Consider the following 19,939-nt stretch of genomic DNA (forward strand, 5'->3'; position numbering starts at 1 on the left):
GAATCCCAAGCCGCGCCCAGGCGTCGATCGACTGATCTCTGCCCAGCCGGGCTGACGGGGTGGTTTCGGAGTAACTTCCGCTCCCTACCCGCGGAATAGCGCCCTATCGGCGAGGGACAAGTGGGCTTTCCTGCCAGAAGACCACTCCCAGCGGCCCCCGCGGATGACCGCCACAAGCGATTGCAATAATAGGCCGCTTCCGACTAAGATTGGGGGATTCTCTCTTCTACTCGGGAGCGCGCCGTCCCGTGCCACGATTCCGCCAATACCACCGCCTCGCGGCCCTAGCGGCATGCTACGCCGTAGTCGCCGGCGCCGCGCAACTGTCGGCCGCCGAGCCTTCGATGGACGCCGCGGTCGGTTTGGTCGAGAACTACTGCCTCGACTGCCACAACTCGTTCGAGGCGACCGCCGGATTGGACCTCGAGGGGTTCTCGGAAACGGTACCCCAGGTTCGCGCGGGCTCGGACGCCGCGGCTTGGGAGAAGATGGTCCGCCGTTTGCGGTCCCGCCAGATGCCCCCGACCGGAGCGGCCCGTCCCGAAGAAGAAGAGTACCGACAGGCCCTGTCGGCGATGCAGTCGCTTCTCGACCAAGCCGCGGCCGCCCACCCGCAGCCGGGGCGGACCGATTCGATCCGTCGCTTGAACCGCACGGAGTACCACAACGCGATCCGAGACCTGCTGGCGCTCGATACCGACGTCAACGCGATCTTGCCGGCCGACGAGTCGGGCCACGGGTTCGACAACGTCACGGTCGGAGACTTGTCGCCGGCGCTGCTCAGCCGGTACATCACCGCCGCGGAGCGGATCAGCCGACTCGCGGTGGGGGGCGCCGTCCACGGGCCGACCGGCGTCAACGTCCGCATCCCTGCCGACCTCACGCAAGACTCCCACGTCCAGGGGCTGCCGCTGGGGACACGCGGCGGAACCGTGTTCGACTACCAGTTCCCTGCGGCCGGAGAGTATGAGATCCAACTCCGTTTGACCCGCGACCGCGACGAGCACGTCGAGGGGCTGCGCGGCTCGCACGACATCGACGTGCTCATCGACCGGAAGCTCCTGCACCGTTTTACGGTGTCGCCGAAGGACGAAAGAGCCGACGCGCGGGTCGAAGACGGCCTCCGCAAGCGGTTCTGGATCGGTGCCGGGCCGCACCAGGTAGGCGCCGCCTTCCCGCAGAAGGGGGCCTCGCTGTCTGAGATCAAACGTCAGCCGTTCGAGGCCAGCTTCAACCGCCACCGGCACCCGCGTCGGACGCCGGCCCTCTTTGAGGTGTCGATCGTTGGCCCGCTCGACGGTTCGGGCGCAGCGGACAGCGCTAACGCGTCGTCCGGCGCCGCGGGCGACACGCCGAGCCGGCAGCGGCTGCTGTCGTGCACCCCCACGACCGCGGCCGAAGCCCCCGACTGCGCCCGGGAGATTCTGCGGCCCCTGATGCGTCGCGCCTACCGGCGCCCGGTTACCGATGACGACTTGGTTGTGCCGATGGAGTTTTTTGAGCAGGGCTACGCCGAGGGCGGATTTGAAGCCGGCATCGAATCGGCGCTCGCCGCGGTGCTGGTGAACCCCTACTTCCTGCTGCGTGCCGAATCGCAGCCCAGCGGGCTCGTCAGCGGCGAGGCCTACCGCATCTCGGACCTGGAGTTAGCGTCGCGGCTTTCGTTCTTCTTGTGGAGCAGCGTGCCGGACGACACGTTGCTGACCCTCGCCGAGCAGAACCGCCTGCACGAGCCCGAGGTGCTGCGAGAGCAGACCCGGCGGATGTTGGAAGACGAGCGTTCTCAGTCGCTCGTCACCAACTTTGCGGCCCAGTGGCTGTACCTCCGTAACCTCGACTCCTTCCGCCCCGACATGCGGCTGTTTCCCGACTTCGACGACAACCTCCGTCAGGCCATGCGGAAGGAGACGGAGCTGCTGTTTGACCACGTGATGCGTGCCGACCGCAGCGTGCTGGAACTAATCGATACCGATACAGCGTTCCTGAACGAGCGGCTGGCGCGGCACTACGGGGTTCGGGGCGTCGTCGGCAGTCAGTTCCGTCCCGTTAAGTTGAAAGAAGGCGACGGCCCGCGCGGCGGCCTGCTCCGCAACGCCAGCGTCTTGGCCGTCACGTCGTACGCCACGCGCACCTCCCCAACCGTGCGCGGCAACTGGATCTTGGGCAACATCCTGGGGAGCCCCCTCCCGCCGCCGCCCCCGAACGTGCCTAGCCTGAAGGACAAGCAGGAATCCGTAGCGGTGTCGATCCGCGAACGCCTGGCCGAGCACCGGGCCAACCCCGCCTGCGCAAGCTGTCACGACGTGATGGACCCGGTTGGCTTCTCGCTGGAGAACTTCGACGCCGTCGGGCGGTGGCGCGTGATCGACGAGGGAGAGAAGATCGACCCTTCGGGTGAACTTCCAGACGGCGCCCCGATAAGCGACTTTACCGATCTCGAAGAAAGTATCCTGGAGCGGCCCGAGATGTTTGTTGGGGCGCTCACCGAGAAGCTGCTCACGTTCGCGCTGGGCCGCGGCGTCGAGACGTACGACGGGCCCGCGGTGCGGAAGGTAGTCCGCCAGGCCGAGGCAGAGGACTACCGGTTCTCTTCCTTGATTACGGCGGTCGTTTCCAGCGTCCCTTTTCAGATGAGGATGGCGGAATGAATTTCATGAGCAAATCGCTTTCGAGAAGGACGCTGCTACGCGGCGCCGGCGCCGCGTTTGCGCTGCCGCTGCTCGACGCAATGATCCCCGCGGGGCGTGCGCTTGCGGCCACGGCCGCTAGCCCCTCGAAGCTCCGCCGCTTGGGCTATGTGTACATCCCGATGGGGTTCAACCCGGCGCCGTGGACCCCCAAGGGGGAGACGCTCGACAACCTGCCCTTCACGCTGCAGCCGCTTGAGAAGATCAAAGACCAGGTGACCGTGGTCTCCGGCATGGAGCTGAAGAACGCCTACCCGGGCTCCCACGCCACGTCAAACGCCGCGTTCTTGAGCGCCGCCACCGCCCGCCGCACCGAGAGCTCCGACTACTACCTGGGGACCACGGTCGACCAGATCGCGGCGCAGCACATCGGCCAGGACACGCAGCTCCCCTCGCTCGAGCTCGCGATGGACCTGCTGAACAATGTCGGCCAGTGCGACAACGGCTACGCCTGCGTCTACCAGAACAACCTCTCTTGGTCGTCCCCCACCACGCCGCTGCCGGCCGAGGCCCACCCGCGGCTGGTGTTTGAGACGCTGTTCGGCGAAGGGGGTTCGCCCGAGGCCCGCCGCGGCGCCCTGGCGCGCCGGGCCAGCCTGCTCGACTCCGTGACCGACGAGATGCGTCGCTTCCAGGCGGGCCTGGGCGCAGGCGACCGCAACAAGGTAGAGGCCTACTTCGAGAGCATCCGCGAGGTCGAGCGGCGTATCCAACGCGCCGAGGCCAACGTCGCCGACAACCCGCTGCCCGACCTCGACCGCCCGGTCGGCGTGCCGGCCGAGTACGCCGAGCACGCCCGGCTGATGTTCGACCTGCAGCGGCTGGCGTTCCAGGGCAACATCACACGCGTGGCCTCGTTCCAGCTCGCCCGCGAGGCGAGCACCCGCACCTACCCAGAAGCGGGCGTGCCCGACCCCCACCACCCCGTTTCGCACCACGGGAAGAACCCGGAGAAGCTCGAGAAGCTAGCCAAGATCAACCGCTTCCACGTCTCGCTGTTCGCCGAGTTCTTGGAAAAGATGGCCGCCACCCCCGAGGGGGACGGCACGCTGCTCGACCACTCGCTGCTGCTGTACGGCAGCGGGATGGGGGACTCCGACGCGCACGACCACACCGACCTGCCGATCCTGGTCGCCGGCGGCGCCGCGGGCAACATGCGCGGCGGCCGACACGTCACCTACGACAAGCACACGCCGCTCTCGAACCTGCACCTCACGCTGCTCAACAAGGCGGGCGCCAACCTCGACCGCTTCGCCGACAGCAGCGGGCGCGCCGACGAGCTGTTTGGCCCGCTTTCGATCTAGCGGTTTTGGGGAAGCCGATTGGAAAAGTTGGTTTGCCCTGAGCCGCTTTAGTCACTCAAACGGACGGAAGGAACCACGGATAGCACGGAACGGCACGGATAAGGAGACATAGCTGTGCTGCTTTGATTTGGCTCGCGCCCTATTTACGGTTGATTCTGCTTTCGTCTGCTCTTATCCGTGATCATCCGTGTTTTCCGTGGTCAAACGTCTTCCATTGCTTTGCGCCATTCGCTTGAACCCTGCCGGCGCCACGACTAGCCGATTGACCCTTCTACGAGGCCGCGCATTGTCTAGAGCTCGACTAGTTCTCCGATGGGTAGCCGTCTTCTGCCTGGCCTGGCCGGCTAGCGGCCTATTTGCCGCTAGCGGCGCGTCGGACGTCGCCCGCGTCGCCAACCAACCCGAGGCCGGCTCTCCGCTGGCCGACGCCGCGGAAGCCGGCGATTGGCCCCTTGTCCGCCGATTGCTGGATCAAGGCGCCGACGTCCGGCAGGCTCAGCCAGACGGGATGATCGCGCTGCACTGGGCGGCGCTGCACGGCCGCACGGAACTCTTGCAACCATTGGTCGATGCGGGCGCCGACGTCAACGCGACCACCCAGTACCAAGTCACGCCGCTCTCGATCGCCTGCACGCACCCCAGCAGCGACGCCGTTGCGGTTCTGTTGGCGGCCGGCGCCAAGGCCGACTTCACCGCGCCGGGGGGCGAGACGCCGCTCATGATCGCCGCCCGGGCCGGCGCCGCGGATTCGATCAAGCGGCTGCTGGCTCACGGCGTGGCGATCGACGCCGCCGACAAGAGCGGTCAAACCGCGTTGATGTGGGCCGCGGCCGAGGGCAATGTCGAAGCGGTCGACGCGCTCATCGAAGCGGGCGCCGACCTCAAGGCCGCCAGCGACGGGGGATTCACCGCGATGATGTTCGCTGCCCGCGACGGCCGCCCGGGAGTCGTGCGGCGGCTGATCGCCGCCGGCGTCGACGTGAACGCCGCCATCGCCGAGAAGCCGGCGGGGGAAAGGGCGCCACGCAAGGGCGCCTCGGCGCTCATCTTCGCTGTTGAGAGCGGGCACTACGAACTGGCGATGGAGCTGGTGGCCGCGGGCGCCGACCCGAACGACCAGCGCAACGGCTTTGCGCCGCTCCACATCCTCAGTTGGGTGCGCAAGCCGGACAGCGGCGACAGCCCCAGCGGCGATCCCCCCCCGCGCGGGTCGGGCAGCCTCACCGACCTCCAGTTTGTCCACGCGCTGGTCGCCGCCGGCGCCGACGTTAACGCACGCCTCGAAAACGGCAACGGCGGCCGCGCGCAGCTCACGCCCCGCGGCGCAACGCCGCTGCTGTACGCGTCCCGCACCGCCGACCTGCCGTTGATGAAGACGCTGGTCGAGCTGGGCGGCGACCCATCGATCCCCAACGCCGACGGCTGCACCACGATGATGGCCGCGGCCGGTGTGGGGGTCCGTTCGGTCGACGAAGAAGCCGGCACAGAGCCCGAGGTGCTCGAAACGGTGGCGTACTTGGCGGGCCTGGGTCTGGGCGTGAACACGGTCGACAAGAACAACGAAACCGCCATGCACGGCGCCGCGTACCGCTGCTTCCCGCTGGTGGTGGCGCAGCTTGCAGAGCTGGGCGCCGATCCGCAGGTCTGGGACCACAAGAACAAGTGGGGCTGGACGCCGATGAAGATCGCCGAAGGGTACCGCCCCGGTTCCTTCAAGCCGTCGCCCGAGACCGTGCGCGCTGTCGAAGCCGCGAAGTTGCGCAAGGTGACCTCCGCGTCGCGCCAGCGCGATCCGGCGAGGTAGCGCCACCCGATCGGGCCTGCCAATTGCAGCGGCTGGTGCCTATTCGGGCGAGACCGGGTAGCCCAGCCGCTCGAGTTCTCTGATCAGCCGCCGGCTGCGCAGCGTGTTGAAGATCAGCCGCGGGTGGAAGTCGGGGCTCTGATGCCAGAAACGGACGCCGCTGGGGTAGACCCAGCCGATGACGGGCGCCCGGTGCAGGCAGACCGACTCGACGCCGTGCTTCGGGATGACCTTCTCGGTGCGGTAGCGGAACACAAGCCGGTCCGGGTAGATCGTCAGCCGATAAAGGGGCGTATTGAAGCCGCCGTTCCGCAGTTGCCCGACAAAGGTCGGCGCCTCGGGGCTGGGTTGGATCGGCGTGCTGCTCATATCGTTTTGCGCCGCGGCGGCGGGGTCTGCTCGGTGCTGGTTCTTGTTCTATCGTAGCCTACGCCGGCGCCCGGCCAGCACTGAGCAGACCCCCGCGGCCCGGCTAAGCTAGGGGGGGCGGCCGATCCGCCCCCGATGCGCCGGCCCAGCGGCGCTGGTCCGTGCGTCGTCAGGAATCAGGCCGTGAAGACCCAGGTGCTGCGAGTAGCCGGCAAGCCTCCCGAGGACGACGTGTTCCTGCGGGCCGCGGCGGTGCTGCGGGCCGGCGGGCTGGTCGCGTTTCCTACGGAGACCGTGTACGGCCTTGGCGCCAACGCCCTGTGCGCAGACTCTGTTAACCGGATCTTCACCGCCAAGGGGCGCCCCGCCCACAACCCGTTGATCGTGCACGTGGCGGGCGTCGCCGGAGCGGCGCGGGTGGCCGCGGGTTGGCCCGCCAACGCGGCGCTGCTGGCCGAGCGGTTCTGGCCCGGGCCGCTGACGCTGGTGCTGCCCAAACACGCGGACGTTCCCGGCGTGGTCACCGGCGGAGGGCCGACGGTCGCCGTGCGCGCGCCGGCCCACCCGGCGGCGCAGGCGCTGCTGCGTGCGGCGGGGCTCCCCATCGCGGCGCCCAGCGCCAACCGCTCCAACGGGCTCTCGCCGACCCAGGCCGAGCACGTCCGCCGCGGACTGGAGGGCCGCATCGAGATGATCCTCGACGGCGGCCCCACGCCGGGCGGCATCGAGTCGACCATCATCGACCTCACCTCCGATCCGCCGCGCCTGCTGCGCCCGGGGCTGATCACGCCGGCGGAGATCGAGGCCGTCGTCGGCCCCATCCAGCGGTCGGCGCCAACGCCCCACGCCGAGGGCCCCCTCCCCTCCCCCGGCATGCTCCAGCGGCACTACTCCCCCCGGGCGCCGCTGGAGTGCGTGCACGCGGGGGGCGCCCGACTGGCGGACCAGTGGCTCCGCGCCGGCCTGCGCGTCGGCTGGTTGCGCCGCGCGCCCGGCCCCCCGCCGCACCCCCCGACACACGCAGCCCCGGGGCTGGTAGTCATCGACATGCCCCCCGACGCCCCCCCCTACGCCGCACGGCTGTTCGCGGCGCTGCACGAGCTGGACGACGCCGGCGTCGACCGCATCGTGGTCGACGCCCCCCCCGACTCCGACGCGTGGCTCGGCGTGCGCGACCGACTGCGCCGCGCCAGCGCCCCTACGCCCCGCTGAGCGTCGGCAAGATCTCGCGGAGCGCCTCCAGGATCATCTCCACCGCGACCGCCGCGAGCACGATCCCCATCACCCGCACCAGCAGGCTCGAGCCCGCCTCGCCCAGCACCGCGTAAATCCGGCTCGCCTGCAGCAGCGCCGTCAGCGTGATCGCCAGCACCCCCAGCAACAGCAGCGTTGTGAGCGTCTGCTCGGCGATCGTGTACTCGCGGTTGTCGGTCAGCACCACCGCCGCGAGGATCGACCCCGGGCTGGCGATCGACGGCACCGCCAGCGGGAACACCGCCACATCGCGTCCCTCTTCCCGCGTCCCGTCGGCGCTGACCGCGCCCGAGCCGAACACCATCTGCAAGCCGAACAAGAAGAAAATGATCCCCCCGGCGAGCTGAAACGAGGCCAGCGGCACGCCGATCGACACCAGCAGCAACTGCCCCACCAGGATGAACGACACCAGGATCGCCGCCGAATAGCCGATCGCCCGCCAAGCGATCCTCGCCCGCTGCTCGGGCGACGCGGCCGCCGTGAGCCCGACGAAGATCGTCAGCGTGCCGATCGGATCGATCGTGGTCAGGAAGGTCAAGAAGTCGGCTACCATTTTCTCCCAGCAATGTCTGCGTCCCGCGCGATCCAACCGGCGCGGCAATCGCCGGCGCCCCGTCCAACTCGGCCGCCCCCACCCCCGCGGCGAAGGGGCCCGCCGCGAGGGGGACAGCCTATGCGGGCGGGCCCGGCGGGGCAATCTGACGCCCGCATCGCCGCTCGTTGAGACGCCACCCGGGTTGTGTCCTTTTGTCCCCCTGCCGGGCCAACGGTTTTCGGACAAAACCCCACCCTCACCACGTCGACGGCCCAACGGGCAACGACTTACGTCAACCTCCCTCGCCCGCGCCGCCGTCAGAGCGGACAAACCGCGCCCCGCAGCGGACACCCCGGGCCCCCAGCGGACACAAGCAGGACAAAACCCCGCGCCCCCCGCCGCCCGCCCGGCCCGCGGTGCCGGCGCGCAGCGGCGCCCACTCGGCCACCCCAACGGGGAGGCCGATCGCGGGTCTATTTTCCTAGATGGGGTGGCTAAAAGCGAGCGAAAAGTTGACGGGTGCGTGTAGGCCGGTCGCCAGCCGAAGACCGACCGACTGATCCTCACCCCTACTGCTTCTGCTCCTCGCGCAGCAGCTCAACCTGCGCGTTCAAGCGGCCGACTCTTGCCTTCATCACGTCGGTCGGGGCGCCATCTCCGTTCTCGGCGAGGGCCGACACCCCCTCTTCTAGCCGCACGGCGAGACGCAGTTGCGACCGGCGGATGGCGATGCGTTCCTGGGGCGTCGTGGCGGCGTCTAACCGGGCCTCGAGCAGTTCGCTTTCGGCAGCGATCAGCGTTTCGAGAGAGCCCTCCCCTTGCTCGTGGTTGCTCCTGGCCAGATCGACAAGCTCTTGCAGCGTCTGCTGCCGCTGGTTGAGCAGGGCGGCGAGCGACGGGCCTCCGGCGCCCGGTTGCTGTTGGGCAAGCACAAACGAAGCCGCCGCGACGACCACGGCGGACAGCAGGACCGCCCCTTTTTGTTTCGACATCCGGTGGGTTCCTTCTGGGATCGCGGAGCAACACTACCCGTCTCTGCTAGTGGCCTCAAGCGTGGGCGGGCCGCCAACCGGCCCCGCCATTCTACCCGCGGGCGCCGCCGGCCGCCGGCTTATTTGCAGGGGGCATCCGGCCGGGGGCCATGCTCCCTACGCGTACGGGCGGGGTGCTACAATCGGGGCGCTGCTCTTCGAGCGTGTCGCTTCTAGATCGTGTCGCTTTCCGATCGTGCCTGGGTCTCCAAGGAACCGTCATGACTGCGCTGTTGGTTCGGATTGCACGCGTGGCCGCTGGGGGGCCAGCGATGCAGGGCGCCGCCTGGTTGTTGGCAGTCTTGATGGCGGCCCCCGCAGCGGCGGCGGACGAGGTAGGGGGGGCCGAGCCCCCGGCGCCTCTGGTGCTGGGCGTTGTGCACGACTCCGAGGGCGCCCCGGTCGCTGGGGCGCGGCTGTGGCTCGTCGGGGGCAACTACGGCGCCCCCGAGTTGCTGGGCGAAACCACTTCGGACGCCGAGGGGGGTTTCGCGTTCACCTCGCTGCCGGCAGAGGACGCCGTCTTCGCCAATCCGGGGCAGCTCACCGTCTGGGCACGCCACGACGGCGCCGGCCTCGGCTGGTTCAATGGGCTGTACAACCACCGCCGGACGCCGCTGAGCGTGGAGCTGGCGCCCAGCGCCGAGTGCCGTGGGCGGCTGAGCGATCCTGAGGGGGGGCCGATCGCCGGCGCCCAGGTCACACCACGCATACTGCTTCGCACAGAGCTGGGCGTCGGCGGGGGCGACTACGGGCAGCTCCCCCCCGAATGGAGCCGAGAGAAGACCGTGACGACGGGGCCCGACGGGAGCTTCGCGATCCCGGGGCTGCCGACCACGGGCGCCCTGTCGGCCGGGGTGTCGAAGCCGGGCTACGGGCGCCCGACCGTGATGTGGAACCTGGGGGCGCCGGCGTCGCTGTCGTTGGCGCCGGCCGGATCGCTGGCGGGCTCGATCGCTTGGCACGGCGGCGAGCCCCCCGCCGGCCTCGACCCCGATAAGCCCGTCGGCACATTGAATGTCTACGGCTACGTGCGGCGCGAGGGCAGCAACGTGAGCGTCAACGAGGAGGCGTCGATCCAAGCCGACGGCACGTTCCGGGTCGACGGGCTCCCCCCCGGCCAGTACCGCCTGTCGGCCGCGTTCGCCGCGGGGGTCGCTGCGCGGCCCGGCGCGGTGGTAGAGGTAAATGTTGAGCCCGGCCAGGCGACCCGCGGGGTCTCCCTGACTACCGAGCCGGGGGTCTGGCTGCGGGGCCGCGTGCTGGCTTTCGCCGACAAGCGGCCCGTCGGCGGGGCTACAGTGACGTACAACAGGATCGAAGAGGGGCGGTCTACCCACGAAGGACAGTGCGTGACCGATCAAGATGGAGCGCATGCGGCGTTTGTGCGCGAAGGGACGTACCAGATCCAGGTGCTGCTGACCCCCGACCGGTACGTGCCACTCAACTCGAGCTTTCACTCCGGAGGCGATGCAAAGTCGCGTATGCCGCGGCTGGCGGTCGCGGCGGACACCCAGTGGCCCGACCTGCTGTTGGACCCCGCCGGCGACCTGGCGATCGAGGTCGTGGACGAGGCGGGTCGGCCCGCGGCGGGCGCCGTCGTGCACGTCGTCTGCTCGGTGGGGGTGCAGGCGGAACTGCGGCGTTCGATCCAGAAGGCCGACGCCAGCGGCCGGTTCACGATCCGCGGCGTCGCGCTGAACGACACGCTGCCGATACGCGTCCGCACCCCGGACGCGATCAGCAAGCCGTCGCTGGTGGTCACTCCCGAAAAGGTGGCGCAGCCGCTGCGGGTCGAACTCTCTACGGCGCACGGCTTCCGCTTCCGCTGCAAGGTGGTTGACCCGGAGGGCGAGCCGATCGCCGGCGCTACGATCCATTTTGGCACATCGTACCCCTACGCTACCAAGTGGCAGGGCCCAGGCGGCGGCGTGTCGGTTTCCGGGACGGCCGGAACCGCGACCACCGACGCCAGCGGCGAAGCCCAGAGCGACCTGCTGTGGAACGACCTGAACTACTGGGTATCGGCGTCCGCCGAGGGCTACTCTTCCGCCGAGGCGCCGCAGGTGCACGGCATCTCCGAGGAGGTGCTGACGCTTAATCCGCTGGTGCTGGCCAAGGCCGCGCCCCCCACCACGGGAACAGTGGTGGGGGCAGACGGGGCGCCCTTGGGCGGCGTGCGGGTGTTTGCCGCCGGAAGCGAGTGGGGGCCCGCAGTACAGCTTACCGGCAGGTCGGGCGCGTTTCGGCTGGAGAAGACCGCCCCGGACGTACGCTGGGTGTTCGCGGATAAGGAGGGCTACCGCCTAGGGGGCGCGCGACTGCCCGACGACGGGTCGGCGGTGCGTATTGAGTTGCGGGCCGACGACGCCACGCCGGTCGGGTTGCCGGCCGTCCCTAGCCCCGACTTGCAGCAGCGGCGTGCGGCGGCGCGGGAACTGATCGAGCTCGCCTGGAAGCTGCCGACCGATCCCCGCAGCACGGCGCGGATGTCGCTGCTGGAAGGGATGACCCGGATCGACATCGAGCGGGCCGATGCGATGTCGGGCGAGGTAGACGGCGCGTTCGGCTACGTCGTTCGTAGCCAGGAGGCGCGCGACGTGATACGCGAAGATCCACAGCGTGGGCTGACGCTGCTGATCGAAGCAAAGGCCGGGGGGCAACCTACGGTGATAGAGTTGGCCAAGCGGTTCGCGCGTTCGCCGCAGGTGGAGGAGCGGGGCCTGGCCCTGCCGCTGGCCAACATCGCCGCGCAGCGGGCCGAGGCCACGGGCGCCTCGTACGACTTCGCACGCGCGGCCATGCTGCAATCCCAGCTCGGGTTTCACGACGCCGCAGAGCTGATGGCGGCCAAGGCGTTTGCGGCGGTCGACAAGGAACCCAACCCGTCGCGCCAAGAAGCGGCCACCCAGTCCGCCGCGGCGGCCCTCGCCCCCTACGAGCTGGCGGGCGCGCTGGAGATGGCCAACATCGGTGACTCGGACTTCTCTCGGATCCGAGCACTGGCGCGCGTGGCGGTGGCCGCTGCGGTGACGGACCCCGACGCCGCGATCGCCGCCCTTGAGTCGCTCAAGGGGGACGCCAACGCCGTGACCTCGCGTGACCGGGGTCGGCTAAAGATCGCGATGCAGATCGTGGCGACCGACACCGCGGGCGCCGCGGCGCTGGTGCGCCGCTGCGAAGACGCCGGCAACCGCGCCCAGGCGCTGGGCTACCTGGCGGTAGAAGTCGCCCCCGTCGACCAGCAACTCGCCTGGACGCTGATCGACGAGGCGCTCGCCATCCACCGCGGCTCGCCCGACGCCTACCAGGGGTACATCAACTACGGCCAAGCAGGCCCGTTCGCGGGGCTGTTGGCCTATCAAGCGTCGCTGGTCGGCTACCCCGACATGGAGAGCGTGGTGTGGCACGTGATGGCCGCGGCGCGGGCGCAGGGCAGGAGCGTCCGCGGACAGGCTCGGCTCCAAGTGACGATTGGGACCGCCCGCTTCTTGGCGCTCGTCGATCCCGCCGCGGCCCGTGAACTGCTGCTGACCGTCGGCGAGCAGGAAGACCAGCTCCCACGCGGCGACGGGGGCGTGTCGCTGTACGACCAGTGGCTGCAAGCCTGGCTGCTGGTGGACTTCGCCCACGGGGCAGAGCTGCTCAAGCAAGACCTGCGGCGTCTGGCCGACGGCGGCAAGCAAGACCCGCTGCGGCACGGCCACGGCGGCGTGTTCCGCTTGCTGACGGCGCACCCCGAGGAGCGTGTTGAGATCGTCAACGACAGCGAGACCGGGCTGTGGAAGCTGGACGAGGAGTGAGCCGCAATGCGGCCGGCGAGCGGCTGGGGTACCGAAGCGTCAGAGTTTCAGCTTGTACTTTATCCCCACCAAGACGGGCGCCGCCGGGCGCCGCGTCACTTGATCAGCTTCGCTTGCAAGAACGGCAGGATCTCGTCCCGGTACGCCTGTGGGTCGTACTCCAGCAAGTCAACGTGCCCGGCGCCGCGGAAGACGACGAGCTGCTTTGGATCACGCGCGGCCTCGAACAAGCGGCGGGTTTCGTCGATGGGGGTGTGCAGATCCCGGTCGCCAGCCGCGATCAGGATCGGACAGCCCGCGTCGTCGACAAAATCGATGGGACGCAGGTCCGCGGGCGTGACGCCGAGCCTCGGCCCGAGCTGGCAGAGCAAGGCGGGGGCCACGGCGTACCGGCCCACGCCGAGCCGCATGCCGACGCGGTCGTACACCGCGTCGGCTACCGTGGGATAAACCGACTCGACGACCATCGCGTCTACTCCAAGCGGGGACGCCAACAGGGCGGACGCGCCGCCCAATGATCGCCCGACGACGCCGATCTGGTGGCCTGGGCTTCTGAGCCTCACGAACGCGACCGCGGCCCGGACGTCGAGCTTCTCGAGATGCCCGAGGGTCAGCCGCTCGCCCGCGCTCTCGCCGTGCGCTTGGAAGTCGATCATCAAGACCGCAAAGCCCGCCTCGTGCAGCAGGGCCGCACGGCCGAGCATCGAGCGGCGGTCGCCGCGGATCGGGTGGAGCAGGACGACGGTCGCCGTCGCCCCGTCGGCCGGCACGAGCCACGCCGCCAGTTCAGAACCCGATGACGAGGCGATGCGGAGCGTTTCGACGGGCAGGTCGGCGGGAGGGGGCCCGACCGGCCGATTCGCTGCCGCGACGAGCGACCCGCCAACCACCCACGCCCCGACGGCAAAGGACAGCATTAGCACCAATGCGACCACGGCGACACAGCGGCGGTAGCGTCTTGGCTTCATGCTATAGCGGTATCCGGGCGCGGACGGTTCTGTCGGGCTAAAGGGCTGGTCGGGAGCGGCGGCCGGTAGCCCGTTCCACCAACCTCAAGCGAGCCGGACATCCCGCGCCGCCGCCGGGCCCCCCTGCCCTACTCTCCACTCCACGTAAACGTCTCCCCCTTCGCGAGCTCCTTCTCCACGACCTTGGCGCCGTACCGCAGCTTCAGCGGGTTTCCGTTTAGCGAGCGGATCTTGGCCGTGGCTAGTTTGCCGTCTTTCCAGTCGATGTCGACCTCGAAGCCGCCGCGTGCGCGGAGGCCTTGGACCGAGCCCTCGGGCCACGCCTGGGGGAGCGCCGGGAGGAGTTGGACCTCGCCGGCGTGGCTTTGGAGCAGCATCTCGGCGATCGCGGCGGCGCCGCCGAAGTTGCCGTCGATCTGGAACGGGGGGTGGGTGTCGAACAGGTTGGGCAGGGTCCCCTTCTTCAGCAGGTTGCTCAACAGCAGGTGGGCGCGGTCGCCGTCCTGAAAGCGGGCCCAGAAGTTCACCTTCCACGCCATGCTCCAGCCGGTGCCGCCGTCGCCCCGCCCTTCCAGCGACTTCCTGGCGGCCGCGAACAGCTCGGGCGTGCCGGTGGGGGTGATCTGCCGCCCCGGGTGCAGGCCGAACAGGTGCGACGTGTGCCGGTGCTTGGGGTCCTTCTCGCGGTAGTCTTCCACCCACTCCTGCAGGCGCCCCGTCCTGGGGCTGATCTGCAGCGGCGCCAGCTTCTCCAGAGCGGCTTCTACCTCCGCGCGGAACTCCGGGTCGAAATCGCCGTCGGGGCCAATGGCTTCGTTCGCTTCAAGCACGCCGGTAAACAGGTCGTGGACGATCTCGAGGTCCATCGTGGCCGCGTACGTGAACACCGACTGCGATCCGTCCGCCTTGATGAAGGCGTTCTCGGGCGAGTGGGACGGGTTGGTGACCAGCCGGCCCGCGACGGGGGTCCCCTGCGGGGCCTCGATCAGGAAGTCGAGGATGAACCGCGCCGCCCCCTTCATCATCGGGTAGCCGCGTTCGACCAGGAACTCTCGATCCCCGCTGAAGCGGTAGTACTCCATCAGGTCGCGCGTGGCCCAGGCGGCGCCCAGCGGCCAGATGCCGTGCACGCCGTCGGCCGGGGGGGTGAAGCCGTAGTTGTCGGAGAGGTGGTGCAGCACCCAGCCGCGGGCGCCGTAGTGAACGTCGGCCGTCTCCTCGCCGAAGGGGACGAGGGTTTCGAGGAAGTCGAAGTAGGGCTCGTGGCACTCGGCGAGATTGCAGGTCTGCGCCGGCCAGTAGTTCATCTGCACGTTGATGTTGAAGTGGTAGTCGCTGTGCCAGGGGGCGTCGTAGTGCTGACACCACTTGCCCTGCAGGTTGGCCGGCAGGCCGCCGGGTCGCGAGCTGCTGATCAACAGGTAGCGGCCGAACTGGAAGTAGAGCGCCTCGAGCTGGGGATCGCTGGCGCCGCGGCTCACGGCGCGCAGGCGCTCGTCGGTGGGCCGCTGGGCGGCGTCGGCCCCGCCGAGGCTGAGTTTGACGCGGTCGAATAGTTTCTTGTAGTCGGCGACGTGCGCGGCGCGCAGCGCGTCATAATCTTTCGCCTTTGCGGCGCTCAGGGCGGCGTCGCAGCGCGCCGTGGCGTCTGCGGAGAGGTCGCTTGGGTTGACGTAGCTGGTCGCCCCCGCCAGCAACAGGGTGGCCTCGTCGGCGTTTGAAACGGCCAGCGAGTCGCCCGAAGCGACGACAGTGCCGCCGCTGACGATCGGCAGCAGTTGCGCCTCGTAATCGACGCCCAGTTTGCCGCGCAGGATCAGGCGGCCGCGTGCGTCTACCTCCGACTCGGCGCCGTCGCGAGCAAAGCGGGCCTTGAAGCTCACCTTCCCCGGTTGGTCTGCGGTGAGGCGGACCACGATCACCTGGTCGGGGGCGCTCACGAACACTTCGCGCGTGTACTGCACGCCGTCCACTCGGTAGCGGACGCTCGCCACGCCGGTGGTGAGGTCTAGGTCGCGCCGGTAGCCGGCCACGGCGCCTGCCGGGGGAGAAAACTCCAAGAACAAGTCGCCCAGTGTCTGGTACGACTTGACCCGGCTGGGGCTCCCCATCATCCTCCGGCCGGCGAGCCTGGCGGCCTCGTCGTTCTTGCCTTCAAAGAGGAGACGGCGGACCTCTGGCAGTGCGGCCAGGGCCTCGGGGTTGTTGGGGTCTTGGGGGACGCCGTCCCAGACCGACTCTTCATTGAACTGGATGCGTTCTCGATCGATCCCGCCGAACACCATCGCCGCGAGTCGCCCGTTGCCCACGGGGAGCGCCTCGGTTTCCCACTTGGTGGCGGGCTTGCGGTACCACAGCGTCAGGGGCTCGGCCGGCGGGGGGGCGTCGTCGGTGAAGCGGAAATCCGCGGTGGGATTGTTGGCCTCTGAGGGGGGAGGGGTCTTCGCCAACAGGGTTCCCGCCGCGGCGCACCCGGCGGCCAGCAGCGCAAGAGCGGTTCTATTCATACTTATTCCGCCAACGGCGCCCAAGAGTTGCATTGATCAATGTCGCGAAAGAGATGTGCCTGACGAGAACGGCGTGGCCGGCAAAGCGGCGTGAACCTCGCCGCGTGCCGCACGGGCGCCGGAGACCTGCAACGCGTGTTGCGCTGGGGCCCAGCGGCCTTGCCGTGCCGCTAGTCTATCGCCCCGCGTGCTCGGGTTCAATCAACGCGTGTCAGACGGCCGGGGCTACTTCGCGGCCTTGACGTCGTCCGCCACGGCGCCCGCTTCGGCGCCCCCTTCTGGGGCCTGCTTGGCGAACCCGCCGAGGTAGGCGATGGTCCGCGCCACGGTGTTGGCCTCCCAGTACCACTGCAGGGCTTGGAGTTGCTCGCCCTGATCGCCCCCGCGTAGCATCCCCGCCGAGACGTAATCGAACACCACGTCGGAGGGGTCGACGTCTTCGTTTCTCAGAAGCTGGATGTTCCGGCGCGTCTGGTCTTCGGCGAAGTCGAGCATGTACTTCAGCGGCGCGTCGCGCTTGACGTCGACGATATAGCCTTCGTCGTCCATTTCTACCCCCAGCGAGTAGTGGTTGGCCACCAGCGACGACGACAGCGTGTAGGTGCGGATCGCGAGGGCCAGCCGCGCGAGCGACAGTTGATCTCCCTCGAACTCGCGGAACATTTCTGCTTGGGAGAACTGCTGGGCGCCCCACGCCAGCAGGTACTGCTCGTCCTTGCTGAGCATGGCGTCCTTGGCGCGGGAGTAGGTGACCCCCGCCCCGTCGGCCGCTTGGTCGATCACCAGCTTCTCGAACTGGTTCAGGTTCGCCTGGGCGGCGCGGCGGAAAAAGTCCGCCGTCGCCTCCAGGGGCATCGAAGCCGGGGTGGCGCGCCCCTCGACGCGGCTGGCCAGGTCGAGCACGTCTTCGACGTAGTCGTAATCGGCGGCGGCCATCTGCATGTAATAGACCGCCTCGAGGATCCGCTCCAACTCTACGTCGTCTTCCTCGGTCACCCGTGTGAGGATCGGCTTTTCGAGCTTCCCGCTCAGCATCAGGTTCCCGAGGTTCTCGTAGGTGATCCCTTCGGTCAGGCTCATGTAGGCGTAGATCGTGGTCCCCAGGGCGCCGAGCGTGCGGGGCGACGCGTTCTTCAGCCGGTCGATCGCCATGCGGCGCTTCATCGGCGCCTGGGCGAACAGGCGGGCGTACTCGATGGCCCCCTCGCGGCCGCGGTCATTGTCGACCCAGATCGTCCGGGCGACTTCATTGGCCAGCGCCGCCGAGCTGGCGGCTTCGGTGATGGCCACCAGCGCCGCCGGGGCCACCCCTTGTGCGAGATGGTCGTCTACATTTTCCTCCACCTCGCGCGCCCACTCCATCATCGCCTCGGTGTACTCGCTCTTGTGGTCTTCCGGAATGCGGTCGTACTCGGCCGCCTCTTCGCGGAAGCGGAGCCGCCACTTGCTGGTGATGATCTTTGCCTGTTGGTAGCTGGCGTTCCCCAGCGTCGGCACGGGCGCGGGGGCGGGGCGCGGGAGCTCCGATCCGGTCGCCAGGCGGTAGGCCTCGTAGATGTCGCCCACGGCGCGGAGCTCGATGCCGCGGTCGGCGGCCCGCTGGAACAGGTCGACGTCGCGGCCGAGGGTTTCGTCGCGGTCGTTGCGCATGCCGTAGGGGATCAGCACCAGCCGCATGCCCGCCGCGGCGGCGCCGTCGATCTTGTGGGGCACGCCCCCCACGGGGCCGATGGTGCCGTCGGGGTTGATGGTGCCGGTCATCGCCACGTCGCTCAGCACCTTGTCTCCGCGCAGCGCGGCCAGCACGCCGACGGTGGTCAGGGCGCCGGCGCTGGGGCCGTCGACCCGTCCGCTCCGCTGGAAGAAGAGCCGCACGCCGGCGACGTCGCGGCCCGAGAGGTCGGCGGCCACCAGCGAGGCCTGCCACGCAGCGGCGCGCCACAACTCGCCGTAGCCGTCGATCTCGTCCTCAATAAACGCCAGCCGGAACGACTTGCCGGGGTTCTGATCGAACCAGATCTCGACCGGCCCGCAGACGCCCCCCACCTGGCCGCCGCTTTGGTAGTAGGAGAGCGCGTTTACCGTGACCGGTTCGGCCCCGAGGCACGCCGTCCAGTGGCCGGCGGCCAACAGCGCCATCGCCAAAGCCAGCGCGGATCGTCGTGCGTGCATCAATCGTCTCGGTGGTAATTGCGTCGGAAGCGGCCGAAAAACCACTATGCTCCGCCCGCGTCGGCAAGTCAAAAACCAGCAGCAACGCCCCACAATTGCCCGTTGACGCCGGCGGCCGGCCGAACATTCTTTCCCCGGAAGGGTGACTTTCGGCCCCCGTGCGTCAATAATCCCGGGGCGGCGGCGAAACGCTACCGTAGCCGCCGTGGCCGACCATCTTCGGCGCCCCGCTGCTCCAATCGCTAGAATCCGACCCCCCGCATTGGGCCCGCTATGTCGCTGACCTCCTCCTCGGACGCGCTGACCAACTCGGCCCCCGCCGCGCCGAACAACAACGAGGCCCTCAGCGCGAACGACGTCGAGGCGGTCGACCGGCTGCGGCAGGCCTACGCCAAGCTGCGCGAGGAGCTGGGCCGGGTGATCATCGGGCAGCACGACGTGATCGAGCTGCTGGCGATCAGCCTGTTCGCCCGCGGCCACGCGCTGCTGATGGGGGTGCCTGGGCTCGCCAAGACGCTGCTGGTGAGCAAGCTGGCCGAGACGATGACGCTGGACTTCAGCCGGATCCAGTTCACCCCCGACCTGATGCCGATGGACATCACCGGCACCGACATCTTGCAAGAAGACTCGGACGGGCGCCGGGTGTTCGAGTTCGTCAAAGGGCCGGTGTTCGCCAACGTGGTGCTGGCGGACGAGATCAACCGCGCCCCGCCGAAGACGCAGGCGTCGATGCTCGAGGCGATGCAAGAGTACCGGGTGACGACGGTCGGCAAGACGTTCGACCTGTCGCCCCCGTTCTTGGTGCTGGCCACCCAGAACCCGGTGGAGCAGGAAGGGACCTACCCGCTCCCCGAGGCGCAGCTCGACCGGTTCATGTTCCTGATCGAGCTGGACTACCCCACCAGCGAGGCGGAGGAGATCGAGATCGCCCGCACCACCACGGGCGACGCGCTGCCGACGCTCGACCGGCTGATGGACGCCGAGCAAATCATCGCCCACCAGCACCTGGTGCGCCGCGTCCCGGTGCCCGACCACATCTACGCCTACGCCGCGCGGCTGGTGCGCAAGACACGGCCGGGCCGCGACGAGGCGCCCGAGTGGCTCCGCCCGCTGGTGGCGTGGGGCGCCGGCCCGCGTGCCGTGCAGAACCTCATCCTCGGCGCCAAGGCCCGCGCGGCGCTGCTGGGAAGCTACATGGTGCGGCTCGAAGACGTGCAGGAGGTGGCCGCGCCGGTGCTAACGCACCGCATCATCACCACCTTCGCGGCCCAGGCCGAAGGGATCGACGCCAAAGAGGTCGTGCGGCGGTTGTTGGAAGAGATGGACAGCGAAGCGTGAGTGGTGAGTAGTGACTGGTGAGTGGGTTTGCGATCGAGCCGGTAGCGTCAGCGCCCGGGGTGTGGCGCGAACCCACTCGACTCACGCGCGGACCGGAGCGGCGCGTGTCGTCGCTCTACTCCGGGTTGCGACGCGTGTACCCACCGCACTCCGGGCGCTGACGCTAC

General features: G+C 69.1%; 12 protein-coding genes. 6 read left to right on the plus strand and 6 right to left on the minus strand.

Features of this window, described 5'->3' with window-relative positions; all coding sequences use genetic code 11:
* Nucleotides 1-248 precede the first annotated feature (248 nt).
* The 3 genes from Pla175_RS15835 (at nt 249) to Pla175_RS15845 (ending at nt 5,795) form a co-directional block, all read left to right on the plus strand.
* Nucleotides 249-2,648, plus strand: coding sequence for a DUF1592 domain-containing protein (locus tag Pla175_RS15835; RefSeq protein ID WP_197526891.1), 2,400 nt, complete (start codon nt 249-251; stop codon nt 2,646-2,648).
* A gap of 5 nt (nt 2,649-2,653) precedes the next feature.
* Nucleotides 2,654-3,991 carry a DUF1552 domain-containing protein gene (locus Pla175_RS15840; RefSeq protein ID WP_197526892.1) on the plus strand — a complete coding sequence of 446 codons (1,338 nt, stop codon included), beginning with the start codon at nt 2,654-2,656 and terminating at the stop codon, nt 3,989-3,991.
* A 286-nt stretch (nt 3,992-4,277) separates the two neighbouring features.
* Entirely contained in the window at nt 4,278-5,795 is a 1,518-nt protein-coding gene (locus Pla175_RS15845) for an ankyrin repeat domain-containing protein (protein WP_197526893.1), read from the plus strand.
* 39 nt (nt 5,796-5,834) lie between these two features.
* Here the strand turns inward: Pla175_RS15845 and Pla175_RS15850 are convergent, their stop codons facing one another.
* Nucleotides 5,835-6,164: a hypothetical protein gene (locus tag Pla175_RS15850; protein WP_145287064.1), complete on the minus strand. Its 330-nt coding sequence runs from the start codon at nt 6,162-6,164 to the stop codon at nt 5,835-5,837.
* A 183-nt stretch (nt 6,165-6,347) separates the two neighbouring features.
* Between Pla175_RS15850 and Pla175_RS15855 the strand changes: the two genes are divergently transcribed.
* Nucleotides 6,348-7,376 carry an L-threonylcarbamoyladenylate synthase gene (locus tag Pla175_RS15855; RefSeq protein ID WP_197526894.1) on the plus strand — a complete coding sequence of 343 codons (1,029 nt, stop codon included), beginning with the start codon at nt 6,348-6,350 and terminating at the stop codon, nt 7,374-7,376.
* Here Pla175_RS15855 and Pla175_RS15860 read toward each other — a convergent pair.
* Complete coding sequence (locus tag Pla175_RS15860) at nt 7,363-7,971, minus strand: MarC family protein (RefSeq protein ID WP_145287072.1); 609 nt, start codon at nt 7,969-7,971, stop codon at nt 7,363-7,365. The two genes, Pla175_RS15855 and Pla175_RS15860, sit on opposite strands and share 14 nt — an antisense overlap.
* 551 nt (nt 7,972-8,522) lie before the next feature.
* A complete protein-coding gene (locus Pla175_RS15865) occupies nt 8,523-8,945 on the minus strand; it encodes a hypothetical protein (protein ID WP_145287075.1) in 423 nt (140 codons plus the stop codon).
* A 260-nt stretch (nt 8,946-9,205) separates the two neighbouring features.
* On the opposite strand from Pla175_RS15865, the gene Pla175_RS15870 reads away from it, so the two are divergent.
* Nucleotides 9,206-12,787 (plus strand): carboxypeptidase-like regulatory domain-containing protein, encoded by a 3,582-nt coding sequence (locus Pla175_RS15870; RefSeq protein WP_197526895.1) that lies wholly within the window; start codon nt 9,206-9,208, stop codon nt 12,785-12,787.
* Between the two features lie 95 nt (nt 12,788-12,882).
* Here the strand turns inward: Pla175_RS15870 and Pla175_RS15875 are convergent, their stop codons facing one another.
* From Pla175_RS15875 to Pla175_RS15885, 3 genes are all read right to left on the minus strand, one after another.
* Entirely contained in the window at nt 12,883-13,755 is an 873-nt protein-coding gene (locus Pla175_RS15875) for an alpha/beta hydrolase (protein ID WP_145287081.1), read from the minus strand.
* 128 nt (nt 13,756-13,883) lie between these two features.
* Complete coding sequence (locus tag Pla175_RS15880) at nt 13,884-16,262, minus strand: glycoside hydrolase family 95 protein (RefSeq protein WP_145287084.1); 2,379 nt, start codon at nt 16,260-16,262, stop codon at nt 13,884-13,886.
* A gap of 225 nt (nt 16,263-16,487) precedes the next feature.
* Complete coding sequence (locus tag Pla175_RS15885) at nt 16,488-18,434, minus strand: S16 family serine protease (protein WP_145287087.1); 1,947 nt, start codon at nt 18,432-18,434, stop codon at nt 16,488-16,490.
* Nucleotides 18,435-18,707: 273 nt separating this feature from the next.
* On the opposite strand from Pla175_RS15885, the gene Pla175_RS15890 reads away from it, so the two are divergent.
* Nucleotides 18,708-19,772 carry an AAA family ATPase gene (locus Pla175_RS15890; RefSeq protein ID WP_145287090.1) on the plus strand — a complete coding sequence of 355 codons (1,065 nt, stop codon included), beginning with the start codon at nt 18,708-18,710 and terminating at the stop codon, nt 19,770-19,772.
* Nucleotides 19,773-19,939 lie beyond the last annotated feature (167 nt).

The sequence above is a fragment of the Pirellulimonas nuda genome (genome assembly GCF_007750855.1).
Taxonomy (GTDB): Bacteria; Planctomycetota; Planctomycetia; order Pirellulales; family Lacipirellulaceae; genus Pirellulimonas; species Pirellulimonas nuda.

Excerpts from the sequence above, each read along its gene's own strand:
- Pla175_RS15850 (WP_145287064.1), bottom strand. The coding sequence starts at position 6,164 with ATGAGCAGCACGCCGATCCAACCCAGCCCCGAGGCGCCGACCTTTGTC.
- Pla175_RS15860 (WP_145287072.1), bottom strand. The coding sequence starts at position 7,971 with ATGGTAGCCGACTTCTTGACCTTCCTGACCACGATCGATCCGATCGGC.
- Pla175_RS15870 (WP_197526895.1), top strand. The coding sequence starts at position 9,206 with ATGACTGCGCTGTTGGTTCGGATTGCACGCGTGGCCGCTGGGGGGCCA.
- Pla175_RS15880 (WP_145287084.1), bottom strand. The coding sequence starts at position 16,262 with ATGAATAGAACCGCTCTTGCGCTGCTGGCCGCCGGGTGCGCCGCGGCG.
- Pla175_RS15885 (WP_145287087.1), bottom strand. The coding sequence starts at position 18,434 with ATGCACGCACGACGATCCGCGCTGGCTTTGGCGATGGCGCTGTTGGCC.
- Pla175_RS15865 (WP_145287075.1), bottom strand. The coding sequence starts at position 8,945 with ATGTCGAAACAAAAAGGGGCGGTCCTGCTGTCCGCCGTGGTCGTCGCG.
- Pla175_RS15840 (WP_197526892.1), top strand. The coding sequence starts at position 2,654 with ATGAGCAAATCGCTTTCGAGAAGGACGCTGCTACGCGGCGCCGGCGCC.
- Pla175_RS15875 (WP_145287081.1), bottom strand. The coding sequence starts at position 13,755 with ATGAAGCCAAGACGCTACCGCCGCTGTGTCGCCGTGGTCGCATTGGTG.
- Pla175_RS15890 (WP_145287090.1), top strand. The coding sequence starts at position 18,708 with ATGTCGCTGACCTCCTCCTCGGACGCGCTGACCAACTCGGCCCCCGCC.